This is a genomic window from Chryseobacterium defluvii (genome assembly GCF_014204415.1).
Lineage (GTDB): Bacteria > Bacteroidota > Bacteroidia > Flavobacteriales > Weeksellaceae > Chryseobacterium > Chryseobacterium defluvii_A.
Genome location: NZ_JACHLE010000001.1, coordinates 375,030 through 394,932, shown reverse-complemented (window position 1 = coordinate 394,932; position 19,903 = coordinate 375,030). Strand labels below are relative to the sequence as shown.

The following is a 19,903-nucleotide window of genomic DNA, read 5'->3' as shown; positions in this document are numbered from 1 at the left end:
TGCGAACTTTAAACAGTATCAAATATTTTTCTTTGCGCTAAAATTTTTTTCATCCATTATAAAAACCAAACTTTATATGAACACACAGGAACAGATCAAGGAATATATTGCCAGTCAGCCGGAGCCAAAACGAAATGATATGCAGGAACTTCACGACATCATCCTGCAGCTCATGCCGGAATGCGAATTATGGTTCCTCGATGGTAAAGACAGTGAAAATAAAACTGTTTCTAATCCCAATATAGGTTATGGCTCCTATACTATGCAGTATGCTGATGGAAAAACCAGAGACCTTTACCGGATCGGGATGAGTGCCAACACCACCGGAATTTCCGTCTATATCATGGGTATCAAAGATAAAAAGTACCTGTCCCAAACGTATGGGGAAAGAATAGGAAAAGCAAGTGTGACCGGGTATTGCATTAAGTTCAAAGCGCTTAAAGATATTAATATTGAAGTACTTGGAGAGGTCATACGATATGGTGCTGAGCAAGAACTATAATTCCAAAAGTATTTCTATTGACTCTTTTTATATTTCCTGAGATACATTTTATATCTAAGTTGATCCTAAAGATATCTTCTTTGACTCTTTTTATATATCGTGTGATACTTTTTATATCTTAATTGATACTAAAAGCTTATTCTTTGATTCTTTTTATATATCGCGAGATACTTTTTATGTATAATTTATTACTAAAAGTATCTTTGTTGACTCTTTTAGGGATCGGAATTAAAAATCTTTGTTTTTAAACCGCAAAGTTTTTATAATTCTAACGCTGTATTTAAGAAGGCAAAGAATGGCGACGAAGTCGCTTATAAAGCTAGCTTCGGAAAATCAATAAAATTGATTAAAGATCTTTGCTCATCTTAAATGACCACAAGACTATTTTTCTTTGCGTTACGAAAGCTTTTTCCTTTTATTATAATGCGGATTTAAAAATTTTGCCCCATTTTTGTCTATATTTGTACAAAGCACAGATAAAATCGTATATGGAAAAGTTAAGAAATCTAAGAAAACAAAGAGGATACACCCAGGAATATATGTCTAAGATCATCTCAACAGATGTCTCCAACTATTCCCGAAAAGAAAACGATGAAGTAAGGATATATGACGATGAATGGGAGAAACTGGCTGCTGCTTTGGATGTTCCGGTGGAAGAGATAAAGGAGGAAAGACCGACAAATGTTATCAATAATAATCCTATTTTCCATGACAATTCCGGCAACTTTAATCAATATCACAGTATTCCTGATTCTATTGTAGCAAACCTGCAAAACTATATTAAAATTTTGGAGGAGAAGATTGAGGCTTTGAAAGAGGAGAATGTGAGGTTGAAAGTTAAATAAATATTTAATAAAATCTTTACAACATTAAAAAACGCAGGCTGGATTGGCGGCTATGCATCAATCCGCACGTCAGTAGTAATTTTATAAACAATAGACTCACACCAAATGGTCAGGCGAATAATTCTTTCACTTTTTTTAGTTGTAGCCGGGATTATTATTTGGTATCTAAGTAACCGTATTTGTTCTCATGATTTAAGATTTTATTATGGTAAAGACAACGGATATTTTATAAGAGTTGAATCCATTTGTATACTAAGCTCAATTTTCTGGATAATAATGTCCGATTATAGTAGAATTAAAAGCAAAATCATGTTGATTATAACCGGAGTGTTTTTGAGTATTACCGGATTTATAGTTGGTGCTTTTTCGAGTATCATATCATACCTCATAATGACGGGTATCTCTAATGATAACTGCAAAACACAGGTGATTTTTCATATATTAGCTTGCCTGATTTTTATGACGATCTTCTACCTAATAAATAGGTGGCGCAATAAAAAGACAGTCATGGATACCAAATAGATTAGCTGTCAACTAAAAATAAGAGAAACCTTACGGTTTCTTTTTTTATTGACATTAAAGCATAATATACAGAAACAATTTTGAGGGTAATTACCCTCAAAATTGTTTTTATTATATATTTTAACTATTTTTGTAAGGGAATTCACCCTTTATTTTTAAAATTATGAGTATAGAGCGCTTATTAAATTCAATTTTCACAGATCCTGAAATTAATATAAGAGAGGTTTTTGAGCAAAAATTGTTAGAATATAATTTAAAAAAGACGAATGCACTTAAACTTCTTAACATTGATAAAGATGTTTTTGAGGAAATACTTAATGGGACGGCAAAACAACCTAACTTAATACATATTGTTAAAATTGCTGAATTTTTAGATATTGAAGTTAATAGCTTTATTAATGTTGTTTTAAAAAATCAAAGTTTAGAAAATATTACTTCAATAGATAATGCTAGAAAAGCAACTTTTATAGTTAAGAATTTTGATGTAAAGTCGCTGACGAAATTGGGTTTCTTTGCCTCTAATTTTAATACAGAAAATCTTGTTGATAAGGTTTTAAATTATTTTGGTTATGCATCTATAGGTGAATTCGAACAACAATTAGACGAACCATTATATAGTAGAGTTAAGAAAAATCATTCTGATAAAATGAAGGATTTTTGGATAAAATCTGCATATCAGACTTTTCGCATAATAAATAATCCTAACAATTATAATCGAGAACATTTAAAAGATTTAATTGTGAAAATAAAACCTTATAGTCAAGATGTAAATAATGGTTTGCTTACTGTTTGTAGAGCATTATATAATATTGGCATAACAGTAATTTTTCAAAATTATTTAACTACAACACAGGTCAGAGGTGCTACATTTATAATTAATGACAAGCCTTGTATAGTTATTACAGATTTTAATAAAAATTATCCTACTCTATGGTTTACGCTATTACATGAATTAAATCATGTTCTTTTCGATTTTGAAACAATACAAAAAAGTAGTTACCACTTATCAGATGACAATGACCTTTTTTTAATAGAAGATAAAGCAAACGAATTTGCCAGAAGTTTTTTTATGTCGGAAGAAAAATTTCATTATATAAAAAAATATATAAATAACCCTTATTTGGTTTCAAAGTTTGCAAATGAGATAGAAATACATCCATCAATAGTTTATTCATTCTTCATATGGTATCAGAAAGAATTATATTCGAAAAATTACTACGCTGCATTTAAGGAGTTTTACCCCGACTATAATAGTGCAATTTCAAAATTAAACCCTATAACATGGAATGAGGCAAGTATTAAAGAAGCAAGTGAAAAAATTAAATTAGTATTAGAATTAAATTAACCAAAATATTATGGCAAATCAAAAACGTATAAAGAAACAAGAAGATCTTTCTGAAGTAGATATGGAAAGATTAGAACTTTTACAAAAAGCTAATGAAAAAATAGGTAGACAATTAACTCTAAATTCAGAAACAGGAAATTTAGAAGAATTTGATGAACTAAAACAACTTATAAGTAAAGAATTTGAAAATCCAGAAGAAAAATATCAATTATATTATAATGGTATTCAAAGATTATTAATAGACTTTTTGCCTAAAGGTAAAGAATTCAAACAACTTCGAGATATTATTTATGATGAAAAAAATGTATTTCTCAATCTAGGAAAAAAGAAATCCGATAATAATGGGATAAGAAAATCTGATGGAAGAATGACTTATCAACCCGTTATGAATGAGATTTTAGAGATTATAATTAAATGGGTAGGAGAATCTCAAAATCCTTTCGATTTATATAAGGCATTTTATGACTTAAATGAAAAACATAATTATGGCCATGAACAATATGATAAAAGTACTTTGAGTGTTGCAAATGCAATGTTAGCACTTAGTGCAAAATAATAATATAGATTAATATTAAAAAAGAGAAACCTTCCGGTTTCTCTTTTTATTTATCCAAACTTTCTCTTCCTCAGCCAGAAGAACAATCCTCCCAAAATACATATCACCGCTAAAGGAAGCAGCAAATTGAACCATTGCCAGTTGCTCTTTTCTTCGGTAATTCTCTGGCGGTCCAGAAGCCGTTCTTCAATATTCCGGTTTCTCAGTTTCATCAGGTTGCTGTCGTCCAGCAGATAATCCAATGCATTTCTTAAAAACTGCTCGTTTCCGAACTGCTCATTGGTGAGAAGATCAACGCCTAAAGGAAGCGGTTCCCCTTTCAATACTTTATTTCTTCCTACATCCCCGTCCGCGATCACGATCATTTTATTTTCAGGGCTTGAAGCCTTAAAGCCCGGATAAGATTTTCTCTCGATCCTTGAAGCATAGGCAGAATTGAATTTACCTTCCAAAGCCACCGCATAGATCTTCGGAGTGCTTGGCTTTTCCATTTGCCCGAGGCTGTCTACACTTGAGATCTCCTTTAGATCAACATAATTAGGAACCTGTTTTAATAAGGTTCTTTCGCTGGATTCAAAAAGGACATGGGTCTTGATATTTTTTCTTCCGCCTAAGGTATCAATAGACGTAGGGAATTCAAATTTTACAGGATTGATGTTTTTGGTGACCGGATGGTCTTTTTCAGCAATTCCAAGCGGGAAATAAGGCCACGGGAGGCTTGTATATTGTGGATTTCCGCTTACTTCACCCGTTACCAGCCTCAGCAGAGCAAATTTCTTTACATCCTTTACCAGTGCAGGATTGATCCTGATCCCGTAATTGAAAAAGAAATCCGTCATATTAAGATCTACAGGAAAAGGCATTACTTTCTGGGACCTCATCAGGGTATCCATTTCGGCATTTACGGCATCAATCATCCATAGGGTCCTTCCGCCGTTCATAATATACTGGTCAAGGATCACTTTTTCGCCATCTGTAAAGGCCTTTCTTGGTTTTGCGATCACCAGAGCACTCATCTGCTTCAGCATAGGAACATCAGCTACGGTAAGCTCCGTCTGGTTTTTAGGAATAACAGGCCCTGCATCATAATTTTCCAGTGCCAGCTGCATAAATCCCTGGAACTCACCCGGGCTTAGCTCATCCTGATTCACCAGAACGCCAATCTTTTTCCTTTTATCCGTCGCTACGTTTTTTATATTGGAAACCAGGTTGTACTCTAAATTTTCAATAGATCTGGTAAGCTGCTGGTCTGCATCTATCCCGGTCTGCTGCACCACCAAAGGAATGGAAACCCCTTTTTTGTCATACTTGATCACTGCATAAGGAAACAGCACAATCTGCGAAACCTTCCCGTCTTTTACATCAGGAAGCACGGAAGGCTGCATTCCCATTGCCATCAGGGTGTCCTGAGACATCTTGGTCTTGATGGGATCAATGAACTTAAAATCTATCTTAGGATTGATCTTCCTGAATTCTTCCAGCATAAATCTGGTTTCACCCTGAAGCTGCTTGAAGCTTGCCGGAAAGTCACCTTCCAGGAAAACCTCAACAGTCAAAGGCTTTTTAACGGATTTCAATACTTTAACGGTATTGTCTGAAAGCGTATATCTTTTTTCTTTCGTAAGATCCAGCCGTATTCCCGAAATATACAGGATAACCGCCAAAGGCAGTACCACAAACAGTAAAATTCCCAACGGTGATCTGAATGGTATCTTCTTCATGATCTTACTTCTTTTTTTGGATAAAATGATTGGACAATACTAACGAAACACCTATAATCAAAACAAAGTAGGCCACATCCTTAAAATCAACAAGTCCCCGTGTGAAAGCTAAGAAATGCTGGTAAAAACCGATATTCTGCAAAATAAAATCTGCCCCGCCTAATAATTTATAGCTCGCCAGCTGCTCGATTCCGAAGTACATGATGAAACACATGAAAACTCCAAGTAAATAAGCCATGATCTGGTTTTGGGAAAGCGAAGAAGCCAGAATCCCGACTCCGGCAAAGGCTGCAATAAGAATAATTAAACCGATATAGCTTCCGAACGTCATTCCCAGGTCAACATTCCCGGCAGGAACTCCCAATACATACACGGTGTACAAATACACCAGAGACGGAATAAGACACAGAATGCCCACCGTCCACACAGAAAGGAATTTTCCCACTACCAGATCGGAGATCTTTAAAGGTTGGGAAAACAGCCAGTTCAATGTTCCTGTCTGTTGCTCCTCCGCAAAAGTCTTCATGGAAAGTGCCGGAATAATGAACATCAGCAGCCACGGAACCAAAACAAAATAGCTCTGTAAGGAAGCCATCCCGATCTCAAAAATATTGGAATCGTTCTCGAAAAAAAACAAAAAGAGAGCCGCAATCAGACTGAAGGCCGCCATAATGATCCATGCGCTCCAGTTTCCGAAGTAGCTCCAAAGTTCTTTTTTAAAAATTGCAAACATGTTTTTTAGTTATGAGTTTTAAGTGATGAATTATGAGTTTTCTGTTACCCGTTGATTGTTGTACAACCAACTTATAACTTTTAACCCATAACTTATAACTTTTTATTTATTTCTTTTTTTATTTACCAGTTTTACCGTTATCATGATCAAAAATACTAGAACGAAAAATCCTGCGATTAATTGCCACCAGTACTCAATCACCGCAGATTTTAAGATCACCGTGAATACGACCAAGAATAAGATGAAAGTGGCTATCTCATTAGCCTGCCTCAGTTTTATATTGGCTACTTCAAGAGTATTTCCGTTCAGTTTTTTCAGCTGCCCTACTTTTTTCCAGCACCAGTAATGGTATATTGCCAGACCGATCAGGAAAGTAAGCTTCAAGTGGAACCACGGGGTTTTCATCAGGCCTGTATTCAGAAAGATCAGGATGAGACCGCATACCGTCATGATGACACCCGCCGGAACCGTAATGATATTCCACAGCCTTCCGGCCATGAAGATATACTGCTCTCTCAGAATATTCTTTTTTTCCTCCGGAAATTCATCAGTATCTTTATAGTAAACGAAAATTCTTACGAGATAGAAAATTCCCGCAAAATAGCTTACCATGAAAATGATATGTAAAGCTTTTATTATGGTGTAAAGCATTCGGAAAAATTAGCTACAAAGATAAGTTTTTATATAATTTTTGAAAATAAAATTCTTCTGATCTGGAAAAACTGAATATTTTAAAAGTTTTTATGTAAGAAAGATGCTTCGATTTCGCTCAGCATGACATCGTTAATACCGTACGCTTTACCTTAACATAGTTGTCTGCTATGTCATGCTGAGCGAAATCGAAGTAAAATATGTAAACCAATACACCTTAAAATATAATATTCTATACTATTTTACCAAGGAAATACTATCAGTTTTATTACCCAAATGATACTTTTTGATATATAAAAGCTTCCCTTGATCATTGTAGTACTTCCAGTCATCAAAATAATACCAGTGGCGCTCATTAGTAGAAATATCCATTTTCGACTGGCCGCTTTCCATCAGTGTCCCATCAGAAAAATACCGTTTTGTTTTGGTGATATTTTTTCTGATCTTATCCTTCTGATACAGCTTATTATCAAAAAAAGTCTTCCATACCCCCACTTTCTCCCCATTCTTATATTTTCCCACGGCAATATAAGTACCTTCGTTTGAAGAATACTCTTCCTTCCACTTTCCGGATCTTTTTTTTACATTATTTTCGTTTTTGATGTACTGATTCATTTTGGCTTTACATGAAACCAAAATAACGCTCATTGCCAAAATCAATGCCAGTTTTCTCATTATTTGATCACTCCAAGCTCCTTTCCTACTTTTTCAAAAGCAGCGATAGCTTTATCCAGATGTTCCCTTGTATGGGCTGCGGATAACTGAACCCTGATCCTGGCTTTCCCTTTCGGTACTACCGGATAGAAGAACCCTATCACATAAATACCTTCATCCATTAATCTTTCTGCCATTTTTTGAGAAAGCGGTGCGTCATAAAGCATTACCGGAACAATAGCAGCATCACCATCAGGGATATCAAACCCTTTGGCTTTCATCTGCGTTCTGAAATACCCGGCATTTTCCATTACTTTATCGCGAAGAGAGGTATCTTCCGAGATCATATCCAGTACTTTGGAGGCAGCCCCAACGATTCCCGGCGCTAAAGAATTGGAAAATAAATAAGGCCTGGAGCGCTGTCTAAGCATATCAATAATTTCTTTTTTTCCTGAGGTAAATCCTCCCAAAGCTCCACCAAGTGCTTTTCCTAAAGTAGAAGTAATGATGTCCACTCTACCCATCACATCATTGGCTTCATGGGTTCCGCGTCCTGTTTTACCAATGAACCCTGTGGCATGTGAATCATCTACCATCACCAAAGCGTCATATTTATCGGCCAGATCACAGACTCCTTTCAGGTTGGCTACAATGCCATCCATCGAGAAAACTCCGTCCGTTACAATGATCTTAAAGCGATGATTTTTTTCGGAAGCGGCAATCAGCTGAGCTTCCAGATCTTCCATATTATTATTTTTATAACGGTATCTCGCTGCTTTACAAAGGCGAACTCCATCGATAATAGAAGCATGGTTCAGTTCATCAGAAATAATAGCATCCTCTTCCGTAAATAAGGGCTCAAAAACGCCTCCATTGGCATCAAAACATGCTGCATAAAGGATCGTGTCTTCAAGACCTAAAAAGTCAGCGATCTTTTGCTCCAGCTGCTTATGAATATCCTGGGTTCCACAGATAAAACGTACTGAAGACATTCCGTAACCATGAGATCCTATCATATCCTGGGAAGCTTTCATCACTTCAGGGTTGTTGGATAATCCCAGATAATTGTTGGCACAGAAGTTCAACAGCTTTTTACCGTTGGCTTCTATTTCGGCACTTTGCTGGGAAGTGATAATTCTTTCTCTTTTATAAAGTCCGTCGTTCTCAATATTTTTAAGTTCGTTTCGGAGGTTTTCAAGATACTTTTTAGAGATCATTTTCAGTAATTTTTTAGATGCGCTAATTTAATAAAAAAAGCCGTTTCAACTTTAGGAAACAGCATTGTAATTTATATTTTCATAAGATCTTTACTTTAATAAAGGAATGACGGTATGCGAGAGCATTTGCTGCACATTTTCTCTATTTTTCCGGTCAATTTCCTTATAGTCTTTCCAGTTGGTTACCATCACTACCTCACCCTGATTATTGAGGACAATAAATTTTGAGAAATCGGGTATGGTTTCAAATTGCTTTGGCGTGATCTGCTTAACAAAAGCTGAATTGCGTTTCTTCACTCCCCCTTTGTAGACTGAGTTCTTTAACACTAAAATCTTAGCATCCTGTGACGCTCTCTTAACAATATTAATTGCCCTTTTTATCCTTTCATCATCTTCAGCTTCTACCAAAACCACATACACATCGGTATTGAAATCTTTTTCAAGCTGTAACGCATCCGGAAGATGCTTGACACAAGGTACACACCAACTCGCCAGCGTATAAAATACGGTAGCTTTCTTTTCAGAATTCTTAGCAATACATGATATGCTCTCTTTATCTACTGTCGGGAAATCTATAAATTCAGACTTCTGTAATCCGCATTCCGTTTGTTGGGAAAAAAGAAAGGCACTGCTGAACGAGCAGGCCATTAAAAAAAATTTCATGCTTTTCATTCTCTGTTTAAAGATTTAGAGCCTTTTTAAATTTATTACTCTTATTTTTTGCAATGGAGTCAAGCTTGGCATTCCGATTTCTATACTGTGTAAAGATGCTTCCAGCATGACAAACTGCATGTTTAATTGAACACTAAAAAGATTAAAGGTAGAAATAAAATTTAAACGGGTTCTTAAGTTATGATCAAAAATAAAAAAAACGGACTAAAGTCCGCTTTGATATGTATTTAATATTTAACAAATTTAATATTCTTCCCTTTTATTGTGAAAATATAAGTTCCGGGAACCAATTCTGCAATGTTTACCGCTTTACCCGGATGATAAACCGCCTTTCTTACCAGTTTTCCGTCAGTAAAATGAATGGTGAATTCCACAGGTTTATCCACTCCTTTCACGTATATCTCATTATTGGCCGGATTAGGATATAAAGCAAAGCTTTCGCGCTCCACAGATTCTGTACTTAAAGCATTGTCCTGGGCTACTGTAGAGTTTCTTTCCAGGATCTGGTATTCATAATTAAACTGAACACTTGCCACCGGGAAGGATACAGACTGTACAAAATACTCGTTATTGGAAGTATTGTTCAGAGCAAAATAAGCAACTTCACCACCCGTTCCGTTTACTTTTATCGGCAAAGGCATCTCGAAAAAGCCCACCGAAGCATGGCTTTGGGTTTGGGAAACCTTGAAGACGATATCCTGATTGGGTGCCTGTTTCCACCGGATGTCATAGGTTGGATACCCTTCGCCATAGACCCAGTCATTGAAAAAGCCTGTAAAATCTTTTCCTGTAGATTGCAATAACGAAGCATTCAGATCTGAGGTTCTTACATAATTATAGGCTAAAGCCGGCCTGGAATGATAGTCTTTAAGAGCCTGATAAAATGCAGTTTCTCCCAGGATCCATTTGATCATTCTTACAATATAGCCCCCTTTCGAATAGGATAATCTCCCGTTAAAAATTGTTCCCACACTCGACAGATTAGCATCTGCGACATAAGTGCTTCCACCGGGCGCACTGGTGATAAAATCTTTCTGACCGGACAGATAGGTCATAAAATCGGCATTGCTCATCAGTAGTTTTTCATAGGCTACGTGCTCCCCAAAGGTAGCAAAACCTTCATTCAGCCATATATCATTCCACGCGCCACAGGTCACCTTATCTCCAAACCACTGATGGGCAAGCTCGTGGGCTATAAGTCCCCTGCTCCATGCCCCCATCGAAGACATGGTCTGATGCTCCATCCCTCCGCCGTACATGAATTCCATATGCCCATATTTTTCGTTCCGGAAAGGATATGGCCCGAAATAGGTTTCAAAAGTGTTCATGACCTGTTTCGTCCAGTCAATATTGGACATACTCGTAGCATTGGCTGCCGTAGAAGGATACAGGTAATTCACGAATGGAAAAGGAGGATTTCCTATGGTATCGTTCAGTTTCACAAAATTCGTAATGGAAAGAGCAGCCAGGTAAGCCGTCATGGGATACATGGTCCTCCAGAAGGTCAGCTTCTCACCGCTTGGGAGTATGGTTTCCGACATCAGCTTTCCGTTCGATGCCACATTATATTGAGATGGCGTTGTGATTTTGAAATCAAACCGTTCTATCTTATCATTAAGGCTTTGCTTGGTGGGAAACCAGTCCTGGGCTCCGTAAGGTTCATTAAGAGTGGCAAGCACAGGCGTACCGCCTTGAGTACTTACAGCAAAAGCATTGTTGTTTGAAGGTGGTGTTCCTGAATAGTGTATGGTAAGAGAGTCCAAAACATTAGCTGGAAGAGAAGCCGGAAAATCTATCTTTATCTCTCTTGTTGCGAGCTGCTGGAAAGCAAGGTCAGCACCGTGATGTTTTACCTGAGAAACCGTTAAAGTATTCGTAAGGTCAAAATAGATACTGCTTATCCCCTGATTAGGCTTAAAATGTGAAGTGACAGAGCCTGAAATAGTATTCACGAAAGGGTTTAAGGTAACATCCATCCTCTGATACTGAAGATCATAATTCAGCGTGTTAGGATTAATATTATAAGTAATCATCTTGTGAGCAAAAGACTTCATCTCCTTTGCGATGAGTCCTTTCATTTCTATATTCTCGTCCTGAGCATATAGTAAAGGATGAATGGCAAAAATGCTGATCACCAAAAGATAAAGTTTTCTCATAGTCAGACTTTTATATACTCAAAGATAAAAAAAACCTTCTAATCATGGATTAAAAGGTTTTTAATATTAGTAAATTATATTTTTTAAAGATCCAGAGCCGGTTCAAGGATTTTTTCCATTCTTTTTTTCACCATATCCACAGACCCTGAATAGTTATTCACCAGTAATGAGAATACCAAGGTTTTCCCTGAGTTGGTCTTCATATATCCTGCCAGTGTTTTTACCCTGCTCAAAGTTCCTGTTTTAGCAAAGATCTGCCCGTTACCCGTTCCCAGAAACATTCTTTTCAGGGTTCCGGACTGTCCTCCGATCGGTAAAGACGTTAAATAGGTCTTGTAATATTTTTCATTCATCAAAGAGGTCAGATATTTCACCTGAGAAATAGGCGTCACCAGATTGCTTCTAGAAAGCCCGCTTCCATCCACATAGCTAAGCCCGTTCAGATCAAAGGAAATATCTTTTAAATGTTCCGTCACTACACTTCTTCCTGATTCTGAGGTCTGATCTCCCAGTTTCTGAAATCCTACTGTTTTTAGCAGGGCTTCTGCCAATGAGTTATCACTGTGCTGATTGGTATAATACACGATATCTGCCAAGGTCGGAGATTTGTACGCTGAAATCATTTTTCTGCTTTCAGGCGTTCCATCTGTCATTCTTGGAGTTACTTTTCCTGTAACGCTTACTCCGCTCTTTACCAGAGTAGTTTTGAATGAATTAGCCAGATAAGCAGGCGCATCAGGCAATTTTGTTGTTAAGATCCCGTCTCCATCATATTTATCGGCATATACCATCTGATTCATATAAGGGGAAACATAGAAATACTTTTTCTCAGCAGAAAAACTATTTCCTTTCTTTACGATCAGTTTTTCGTTAGCAGGATTGATCTCTTGCGTGGTTCCTGCAGGCAAATAGTAGTTATTGTTTTCTAGCCAAACAACATTTTCCGGAAGTCTTGAAATATTACCTTTGAAAAGCGCTGTCTGGATAATAATATCCCCGTTTACCTTTTTGATCCCTTCGCGTGAAATTCCGCTTACGAAGTCTGAAACAATTTCTTTATACGACCAGGCCCCGGCTTTATTGGTACCCAAAGACGGGTCACCGCTTCCTACGATATAAAGATTGCCATTTAAAACTCCATTTTCATCTATACTTCCTGAATATTCCAGCTGGGTCATCCAGCGGTAGTTCTCACCCAGAAGGCTTAAAGCCGTTTCCGTAGTCAATAATTTTGTGGTAGAAGCCGGAACTAAAGGAGTATTTTCATTATACGAGGAAATCACTTTCTTCGTTTTCGGGTCATACACTACGAATCCCCAGGTTGCATTTTTCAGCACGGGGTCCGACATCATTGTGTTTACATTAATATCTACAAGTTCTTTCGGCGACAAAATCGCTTTCTCCACCATCGAAGTTATGGGAGAAGGCAGGTTTAAAGTACTTTTCTGATTTTCGTAAGCCGGAGTGTAAAGAACGGTAGAAACGGTAGATTGGGCAAGGAAAAAACCAGAAGCCAATACCGTTATGCCTGAAATATATTTTCTGAAATTTACCATCTATCTTCTTTTTGTTTCCATGTTTGGATATCATAAAAACGATTTGGTTAAAAATCATTCAAGAAAAGAGCCAAACAGTTAATCAACGTTCAAAAGTAGAAATTATTGTTAGAAATCAGAACATTACCCCCTTATAAAAGACTGTAAATTATGTTAAATATTGTTAAAAATCCACTAAAACAGCTTTTCTGATGCTCTGATAAGCAGTGATCTCTTCAAACTCATTCAAACTTATCAAAACCATTTCCTTAAACTTTTCATAGTTTTTTCCTCTAGGAAGCTTGAGCAATATCTGAAACTGGTACAGATTATTCAGCCGGGCGATCTGTGCCCGCTCCGGACCCAAAACACATTCTTCCGGGAGATATTTCCGCAAAACAGAGCCCAAAAATTGGGAAGCACGGTTGACTTTTTCTTCTTTCCTGTGCTTCAATTCAATCATGATCAGCTTTGTGAATGGCGGATAATGGAATTTCTGCCGTTCTTTCAGGAAATAATCATAAATCTTGGTCACATTATTGATCCGGATCAACTGAAATACGGAATGATCAGGATTATAGGTCTGAATTAATATTTTACCTTTCCCGGAAACCCTTCCCGCTCTTCCTGAAACCTGGGTGATCAGCTGATAAGCTCTTTCTTCTGCCCTGAAATCCTGAACATACAGCAGGGAATCCGCTTTCGGAATAGCCACCAGTTCAATATGGTCAAAATCCAGGCCTTTGGAGATCATTTGAGTTCCTACCACAATATCTGTTTCCCTGTCTTCAATTTTTTCATAGAGTTTTTCATAAGCAAATTTTTTCCGCATGGAATCCACATCCATCCTGTCTACCTCACTGTCCGGAAATATTTTGGAGACCTCTTCATGAATCTGCTCTACGCCCACTCCTCTCTCATTCAGGTTTTCGGAATAGCATTTGGGGCAAGTTTTTGGTTTTGATGCCCTTTGGCCGCAATAATGGCATTTCATTTCATTGGCCGATTTATGATAGGTCATGACCACATCACAGTTTGAGCAGTAATTGACATAACCGCAGGTTTCACATTCTACTACATTGGCATAGCCGCGGCGGTTGTGGAGAATGATTGCCTGATTTTTTTCATCGAGAGTTTTTCTGATCTCATCGATCAGATGCAAGGAAAAATTTCCTGAAACTTTTTTAGATTCCTGGGCTTCTTTAAAATTGATCAGCTCATACTCCGGCAGTTTCACATCTCCGAATCTTTCTCCGAGGAAAACGTATTTTAATTTATCTTTTCGGGCCAGATAACAGCTTTCTACAGAAGGCGTTGCGGAACCTAAGATCACTCCAGCCTTGTAAAAACCAGCCAGTACCAAAGCCGCATCTTTCGCATTGAAATAAGGAGAAACTTCTCTTGGCTTATAAGCAGAATCGTGCTCTTCATCCACAATCACCAATCCCAAATTCTGAAAGGGCAAAAACAAAGCATTCCTTGTTCCTATAAGGATCTGGATATCATTATTCTTAATTTTCCTCCAGACTTCCACACGTTCAAAATCGGTCAGTTTCTGATGATAAAAGCCCAGCTGTCTCCCGTATTTTTTTTCTAATCTCAGGGTGATCTGCTTGGTCAGTGAAATTTCAGGAAGCAGGAACAGCGCATTTTTCCCTTCATTGATGCATTCTTCTATCTTTTCCAGATAAATATGAGTTTTCCCTGAGGATGTAACACCATGAAGCAGAACTTTTTTATTGTCTTCAAAGGCTTTATCCACTTCTTTTTTGGCTAGCTTCTGCGATTCTGAAAGTTCTTCTATTTCTTCAATTTCCCCTTCATAGCTTTCAAGCCTGTCTTTTTGCAGATAATATTCCTCCACAAAATTTTTGTCGACCAGAGCTTTGAAATGCAAGCTTCCGAAATTTCCGGCTTCAAATAATTCGGATTTTTTGATGTAAGCCGAAGGAGTTTCCGTCTGCTTATCCAGAATCAGTAAAAAAAGGTCTTTTTGCCGTGGAGCTTTATTGAGTTTTGAAAGGATCTCCGTAAGGTCATGATTGTTCAGGAATTTCTCATTGATCTTCACATAAGCGACTTCCCGGGCTTTATATTTTTCGGCAATTTTCTCATCAATTTCTATGTATTGCAGATCAATCAAGGAATTGATGGTTTTAATGATCTCTTTTTTAGGAATAAATGCTTCTATATCCGTAAGATTGATCAGCTGTCTCACTTCCAGTGCCTGAATGAGGTACATTTCGTTCACATCCAGATTTTCAAAATCTACAGCAACATTAGGTCTTAATTTTAAATAGGTCTCACTTTCCAGCTTTAAAGAAGACGGGAAGGCAAAACGGTAAATTTCACCCGGGCTGCACAGGTAATATTCCGAAAGCCAGTTCCAGAAACTGATCTGCTCTTTGGGCAGGATCGGGAATTCATCCAAAATGCTTATGATCTCCCTTGGAATAAAGTTTTCCGGCTCATGATCATGGATCTCAAAAACGAGTCCCGTATAGATCTTCTTCCCGCGAAAAGGAACCAGAACACGCATTCCCGGCTGTATGGAAGGCATTAATTCTTCCGGGATCCTGTATGTAAAAGAACCTTTTAAATTTAATGGCAAGATAATCTGGGCGTAACGCAAAGGAAGTATTTAAAGTGTAAAATTATATTTTTCTTCAGAGAAGTGCAATTTTTTATTGAGGATAAAGCAGAGATTAAGGTCTAGCGTTCTCTTTATGAGTCTGAATGAAGTGTAAAGGAATGAAGAATCTAAACTATATTTTTAAAAAGACTGCTGAGACCCCGATAAACTGGGCGATTAGCTTATGCTATAAATATTTAAAGTTTCAAAAAAACATATCGATAATTCTATACCAGACGGCAGAAGTAAAAAAGCCAATGATAATACTAAATCCGATAGTCAGATTCGTCAGTTTGGTATTTAACCGGAACTGTTCGGCAATAATGCTTGAGGTTACCACGGTGGGCATTGCCGCTTCAAAAACAGTGATCTTAGCCACATCCCCTTTTATCCCGAACAATAAAGCCATTCCCAAAACGATTGCCGGAGACAGTATCATCTTATATAACATCGAAACTGACATTTGGGGGATCAGTTTCTTCCAGCCATTGAATTTTAGCTGCAATCCTACGGAAAATAGAGCTAAGGGACTTACCGTTGCTGCCAACTTATCAAAAAAGGGCTCCGCGAATGTTAAATCAATAAAGGGAGATAATACCAATGCACAAATACATCCTATCAACGGAGGAAAAGTGACCAGCCTTGTGAGGATAAATGCTATACTTACTTTTCCTGATCTGCTTCCTCCTCTTACGGCGGCAATAATCCCAAGGGTTGAAAGCGCCAGGAACATGGTCTGATCACATATAATGGCAATACTCAGGAAACTTTCTCCATAAAACGCACTGATCAGCGGAAATCCGATAAAAGAGGTATTGCTATAGCCGCTTGTGAGTTCCAGCGTACTTCTTGACCTCCCGGAATAGCCTTTACTTTTACTGTAAAGTTTCATAAAAAAGAAACAGAAAACAGAAATAAGGAAAGTAGCCATAATGGGGAAAAGCATTTCCACTGTCCACTGAACTTTAGGAAGGTATTTGAAGGAAACTGCAGGCAGGGCAAGATAAAGTATCCAGGTATTGATACCTTTATGGGCATCAGGATGGATGGTTTTTGTCGCTCTGAATATCATTCCTGCTATAATGCATACTCCAATCAAAACAAAATTTACCATAATCCTGAAAATATGATGCAAATTTACAGTTGATTTTTAATTATCAATTGAAATTGGTGACTTTTTACCCTGGATTTTCCGCTTAATTGCCATAAGGTCTTTTTTGATCCAGCGAATTCTGGTTCAAAGGCTTCGATTTATCATTGGTATTCTATTTTTTATGGCTGAATAATTAAATTTGTTATCAAATACCTGCTTAAACTTATCGAGAATTTAAATCACAACTGTACCGAAGATTTTTTAACATTTAAGTTTCATTATCAAGAAACATACAAGGATATTTAACTCCTTTTTGACATTCATCCCAATCCTAATCTCCAATACATCTGCTGTGATGAAGGCCAGTTAGGATAATATATAAAACATATTAAATCAGGCTATTATTGCACGAAGTAAAATCTGAGGTTTTTTCCTTATCTAAACCTAGTCCATCATTGTATTCCAAAGGCTCATTAGCTCAACTTTTTCCAAAGGTTTTGAAAGTTTAATTCTTTTGGAAGTTCTAGGAAGGAGGTCAAAAAAATTGTCACTGAAATGCGTATCACCCAGCAGATAGACATCTTTTGCCAGAACATCCGTGGAAATTTCAATTTCCGTGGAAGAGATCTTCCTTACCAGAATATTGGGTTTTATGAGTTTCAGGTCTTTGGGTTTAACAAAGAAAAACAGTTTTTCCTGTTTCATAGAATCATTATCAAAATAGACCCTTAAAAATGCCTTTGAAAGATCAAATCCTGCAAATTCTGATTTTTTAATTTCAAAATGTTTTTCGCTTGCGTTGGCTTTCAAATGATCGGCGGCTTCCATGCTCCAAAGTATTTTGCCATTAATATCACTAAGTTCCGCACCTGAGCCTATTCCTAAATCACTTTGTAAATCACTTACGAAGTAGATATCGTATGTTTTATCTGTTTCTGCAACTGAAATTATAGTAGGCTCAAAACTCCTTTTTGCTTCATAATGCAGGGCTTTCCAGTTACCCAGATAGTCCAATGATGACCAGGAAACTACCGGCCAGCAATCATTCAACTGCCAGTATAGGGTTCCCATATTGTAAGGCATTGCCCGGCGGTGGGCTTCTATGGCTATTTTCATTCCCCGTGCCTGCAATAATTGGGAAACGTAGTTATATTTCACAAAGTCTGCCGGAATTTTATAGTCCCTTTTCATATATTCATCAATAATCTGCCATCCTCTCGGATGTTTTTGATGGGCCTTAATGACAGGATCCTGCAAATTCAGATCAGGGTTTCCGGAAAACATGGCTTTGGTCGTTTCCAAAGTCGGCATTCCCTGAAAGCCATACTCTGACATAAAACGCCCTGTTTTTTCATTGTACATCTCAAACGGCTGTTCTCCCCACCAGACTCCCCAATAATGGGAATCTCCTTCCGTCAGGCTTTCCTTATGTCCCCATCCGATTGAAGGTGAGCTTGGCCAGTATATATTTTTATCCGCTGTTAGGTTTTCTTTTAAAGTATTCGGAATTAATTCATGAAAAACCTTCCGGTAATCTTTCCATATTTGCAAAGAGTCATCTTTTGAATAGTTGAACTGCTTCTGATAGCCCCAGTTCACAATCGCCTCATCTATTTCGTTATTTCCGCACCATAAAGCAATAGACGGGTGATTTTGCAAACGGTTGACCTGTTCTTTAATTTCTTCTTTTACATTTTGTAAAAATTCTTCATCTCCAGGATAAAAGCTTCCGGCAAACATAAAATCCTGCCATACCAGAATGCCGTTCTCGTCACAGGCTTTGTAAAATTCATCATTTTCATAAATTCCACCGCCCCAGACGCGGATCATATTCATATGGGCTTCTTTCGCCTGTTTAATGAGATATTGGTATTTTTCCCCGGTCATTCTTGGCGAAAAGCTGTCTGCCGGGATCCAATTCGTTCCTTTGATATATAACGGATATCCGTTCACTTTAAAATAGAAGGATTTTCCTTTGGAATCTTTTTCCTGAACCAGTTCTACGGTCCGCAACCCGATTCTCAAATTTTTATCGTACAGAATTTTTGAATCTTTTTGTAAGGAAATTTTAATATCATACATATCAGGATTTCCCCATTCGTTTGGCTGCCAAAGTTTTGGATTTAAAATTGCGAGGGGGATCTGAATTGTATTATTTCCTTTTTTCAGTTGAAAATTGAAGGGTCTACTATTGATTAAAACTATATATTCCTCTTCTTTTTCAGCAATAATTTCAGCATGAATATTTAAATCTGCTTTTTCCTTTGTCAGTTTTTTTTGCTCAACCTTTACATTTCCGAATCTGGCGTTGTTCCAAAAGCTTAATTTTACATCTTTCCAGATTCCCACAGTTACTAATCTAGGACCCCAGTCCCAACCAAACTGATATTGTGCCTTTCTCACGAAACTTCTTGGAGACTCAGGCATTGTAAAAGGTACTTTTTGGGCTAGTTGCTTTCCTGCAATTATTGTTGATTTAAATTTGACCTGTAATAAGTTTTCCCCTGTTTTCAGATGTGATTTTACAGGGATCTCCCATTTTCTGAACATATTATCAGTTTTCTTTAAAAGCCTACCGTTAAGATATATTTCAGAAAACGTATCTAATCCGTTAAAAGCCAGATCGATATTTTGATTTTTCAGTTCTTTTGATGATACTGTAAAACGGGTCTGGTACTCCCAGTCTTCGTTTTCTATCCATTGTACTTTTTTTTCATTCTCATCCTTAAAAGGATCGGGTATAACTTTATTGTTCATAAGATCCAGATGAACAGTTCCCGGCACTTTGGCAGGAAACCACCCGTTTTCTTTTGAATTTTTGAACTGCCATTTCTCAGAGGATAAATTTCTCTCTGAAAATTGGGCAGAAATTAAATTCTGAATGAAAAAGAAAGCAAAAAGGATAGTTCTATTCATCAATTATATTTATTATGGTTTTAAAGCATATAGTTTGTCATTCCGAGGAACGATGAATCTTAATAATTTTAACCACTAAGCTTTAAATTAAGCTGTTAAGAGTATTAAGTTGAGATTCTTCGTTCCGCTGCGCTTCATTCAGAATGACAAAAA

General features: G+C 37.2%; 15 protein-coding genes. 4 read left to right on the top strand and 11 right to left on the bottom strand.

Going from position 1 to position 19,903, the window contains the following annotated elements; genetic code table 11:
• The first annotated feature begins 76 nt into the window (after positions 1–76).
• The 4 genes from HNP38_RS01695 (at position 77) to HNP38_RS01680 (ending at position 3,770) form a co-directional block, all read left to right on the top strand.
• The gene (locus HNP38_RS01695) at positions 77–502 is read left to right on the top strand and encodes a DUF1801 domain-containing protein (RefSeq protein WP_184183477.1); all 426 of its coding nucleotides are present in this window, start codon (positions 77–79) and stop codon (positions 500–502) included.
• Between the two features lie 488 nt (positions 503–990).
• Entirely contained in the window at positions 991–1,347 is a 357-nt protein-coding gene (locus HNP38_RS01690) for a helix-turn-helix domain-containing protein (RefSeq protein WP_184183474.1), read from the top strand.
• A gap of 685 nt (positions 1,348–2,032) precedes the next feature.
• The gene (locus HNP38_RS01685; RefSeq protein ID WP_184183471.1) at positions 2,033–3,214 is read left to right on the top strand and encodes an ImmA/IrrE family metallo-endopeptidase; all 1,182 of its coding nucleotides are present in this window, start codon (positions 2,033–2,035) and stop codon (positions 3,212–3,214) included.
• Positions 3,215–3,224: 10 nt separating this feature from the next.
• Positions 3,225–3,770 (top strand): hypothetical protein, encoded by a 546-nt coding sequence (locus HNP38_RS01680; RefSeq protein ID WP_184183468.1) that lies wholly within the window; start codon positions 3,225–3,227, stop codon positions 3,768–3,770.
• Positions 3,771–3,820: 50 nt separating this feature from the next.
• On the opposite strand, the gene gldG is transcribed toward HNP38_RS01680, so the two are convergent.
• From gldG to HNP38_RS01625, 11 genes are all read right to left on the bottom strand, one after another.
• A complete protein-coding gene (gldG, locus tag HNP38_RS01675; protein ID WP_184183465.1) occupies positions 3,821–5,491 on the bottom strand; it encodes a gliding motility-associated ABC transporter substrate-binding protein GldG in 1,671 nt (556 codons plus the stop codon).
• Positions 5,492–5,495: 4 nt separating this feature from the next.
• On the bottom strand, positions 5,496–6,224 hold the full coding sequence (locus HNP38_RS01670) for an ABC transporter permease subunit (RefSeq protein ID WP_184183462.1): 729 nt from the start codon (positions 6,222–6,224) through the stop codon (positions 5,496–5,498).
• A 102-nt stretch (positions 6,225–6,326) separates the two neighbouring features.
• Positions 6,327–6,875, bottom strand: coding sequence for a CopD family protein (locus tag HNP38_RS01665; protein ID WP_184183459.1), 549 nt, complete (start codon positions 6,873–6,875; stop codon positions 6,327–6,329).
• Between the two features lie 237 nt (positions 6,876–7,112).
• On the bottom strand, positions 7,113–7,550 hold the full coding sequence (locus HNP38_RS01660) for a hypothetical protein (protein ID WP_184183454.1): 438 nt from the start codon (positions 7,548–7,550) through the stop codon (positions 7,113–7,115).
• Positions 7,550–8,746, bottom strand: a complete 1,197-nt coding sequence (gene kbl / locus HNP38_RS01655) for a glycine C-acetyltransferase (RefSeq protein WP_184183451.1) — start codon at positions 8,744–8,746, stop codon at positions 7,550–7,552. Before kbl ends, HNP38_RS01660 begins: the two co-directional genes overlap by 1 nt.
• Before the next feature lie 90 nt (positions 8,747–8,836).
• Positions 8,837–9,409 carry a TlpA family protein disulfide reductase gene (locus tag HNP38_RS01650; RefSeq protein WP_184183448.1) on the bottom strand — a complete coding sequence of 191 codons (573 nt, stop codon included), beginning with the start codon at positions 9,407–9,409 and terminating at the stop codon, positions 8,837–8,839.
• A 236-nt stretch (positions 9,410–9,645) separates the two neighbouring features.
• The gene (locus HNP38_RS01645) at positions 9,646–11,574 is read right to left on the bottom strand and encodes a M1 family metallopeptidase (RefSeq protein ID WP_184183445.1); all 1,929 of its coding nucleotides are present in this window, start codon (positions 11,572–11,574) and stop codon (positions 9,646–9,648) included.
• A gap of 83 nt (positions 11,575–11,657) precedes the next feature.
• A complete protein-coding gene (dacB, locus tag HNP38_RS01640; RefSeq protein ID WP_184183442.1) occupies positions 11,658–13,130 on the bottom strand; it encodes a D-alanyl-D-alanine carboxypeptidase/D-alanyl-D-alanine-endopeptidase in 1,473 nt (490 codons plus the stop codon).
• A 163-nt stretch (positions 13,131–13,293) separates the two neighbouring features.
• Positions 13,294–15,741 carry a primosomal protein N' gene (priA, locus tag HNP38_RS01635; protein ID WP_184183438.1) on the bottom strand — a complete coding sequence of 816 codons (2,448 nt, stop codon included), beginning with the start codon at positions 15,739–15,741 and terminating at the stop codon, positions 13,294–13,296.
• A 205-nt stretch (positions 15,742–15,946) separates the two neighbouring features.
• Positions 15,947–16,855 carry an AEC family transporter gene (locus HNP38_RS01630; RefSeq protein WP_184183435.1) on the bottom strand — a complete coding sequence of 303 codons (909 nt, stop codon included), beginning with the start codon at positions 16,853–16,855 and terminating at the stop codon, positions 15,947–15,949.
• Positions 16,856–17,278: 423 nt separating this feature from the next.
• Positions 17,279–19,750, bottom strand: a complete 2,472-nt coding sequence (locus HNP38_RS01625; protein ID WP_184183432.1) for a beta-mannosidase — start codon at positions 19,748–19,750, stop codon at positions 17,279–17,281.
• Between the last annotated feature and the right edge of the window lie 153 nt (positions 19,751–19,903).

Excerpts from the sequence above, each read along its gene's own strand:
- HNP38_RS01695 (WP_184183477.1), top strand. The coding sequence starts at position 77 with ATGAACACACAGGAACAGATCAAGGAATATATTGCCAGTCAGCCGGAG.
- HNP38_RS01690 (WP_184183474.1), top strand. The coding sequence starts at position 991 with ATGGAAAAGTTAAGAAATCTAAGAAAACAAAGAGGATACACCCAGGAA.
- HNP38_RS01685 (WP_184183471.1), top strand. The coding sequence starts at position 2,033 with ATGAGTATAGAGCGCTTATTAAATTCAATTTTCACAGATCCTGAAATT.
- HNP38_RS01680 (WP_184183468.1), top strand. The coding sequence starts at position 3,225 with ATGGCAAATCAAAAACGTATAAAGAAACAAGAAGATCTTTCTGAAGTA.
- gldG (WP_184183465.1), bottom strand. The coding sequence starts at position 5,491 with ATGAAGAAGATACCATTCAGATCACCGTTGGGAATTTTACTGTTTGTG.
- HNP38_RS01670 (WP_184183462.1), bottom strand. The coding sequence starts at position 6,224 with ATGTTTGCAATTTTTAAAAAAGAACTTTGGAGCTACTTCGGAAACTGG.
- HNP38_RS01665 (WP_184183459.1), bottom strand. The coding sequence starts at position 6,875 with ATGCTTTACACCATAATAAAAGCTTTACATATCATTTTCATGGTAAGC.
- HNP38_RS01660 (WP_184183454.1), bottom strand. The coding sequence starts at position 7,550 with ATGAGAAAACTGGCATTGATTTTGGCAATGAGCGTTATTTTGGTTTCA.
- kbl (WP_184183451.1), bottom strand. The coding sequence starts at position 8,746 with ATGATCTCTAAAAAGTATCTTGAAAACCTCCGAAACGAACTTAAAAAT.
- HNP38_RS01650 (WP_184183448.1), bottom strand. The coding sequence starts at position 9,409 with ATGAAATTTTTTTTAATGGCCTGCTCGTTCAGCAGTGCCTTTCTTTTT.
- HNP38_RS01645 (WP_184183445.1), bottom strand. The coding sequence starts at position 11,574 with ATGAGAAAACTTTATCTTTTGGTGATCAGCATTTTTGCCATTCATCCT.
- dacB (WP_184183442.1), bottom strand. The coding sequence starts at position 13,130 with ATGGTAAATTTCAGAAAATATATTTCAGGCATAACGGTATTGGCTTCT.
- HNP38_RS01630 (WP_184183435.1), bottom strand. The coding sequence starts at position 16,855 with ATGGTAAATTTTGTTTTGATTGGAGTATGCATTATAGCAGGAATGATA.
- HNP38_RS01625 (WP_184183432.1), bottom strand. The coding sequence starts at position 19,750 with ATGAATAGAACTATCCTTTTTGCTTTCTTTTTCATTCAGAATTTAATT.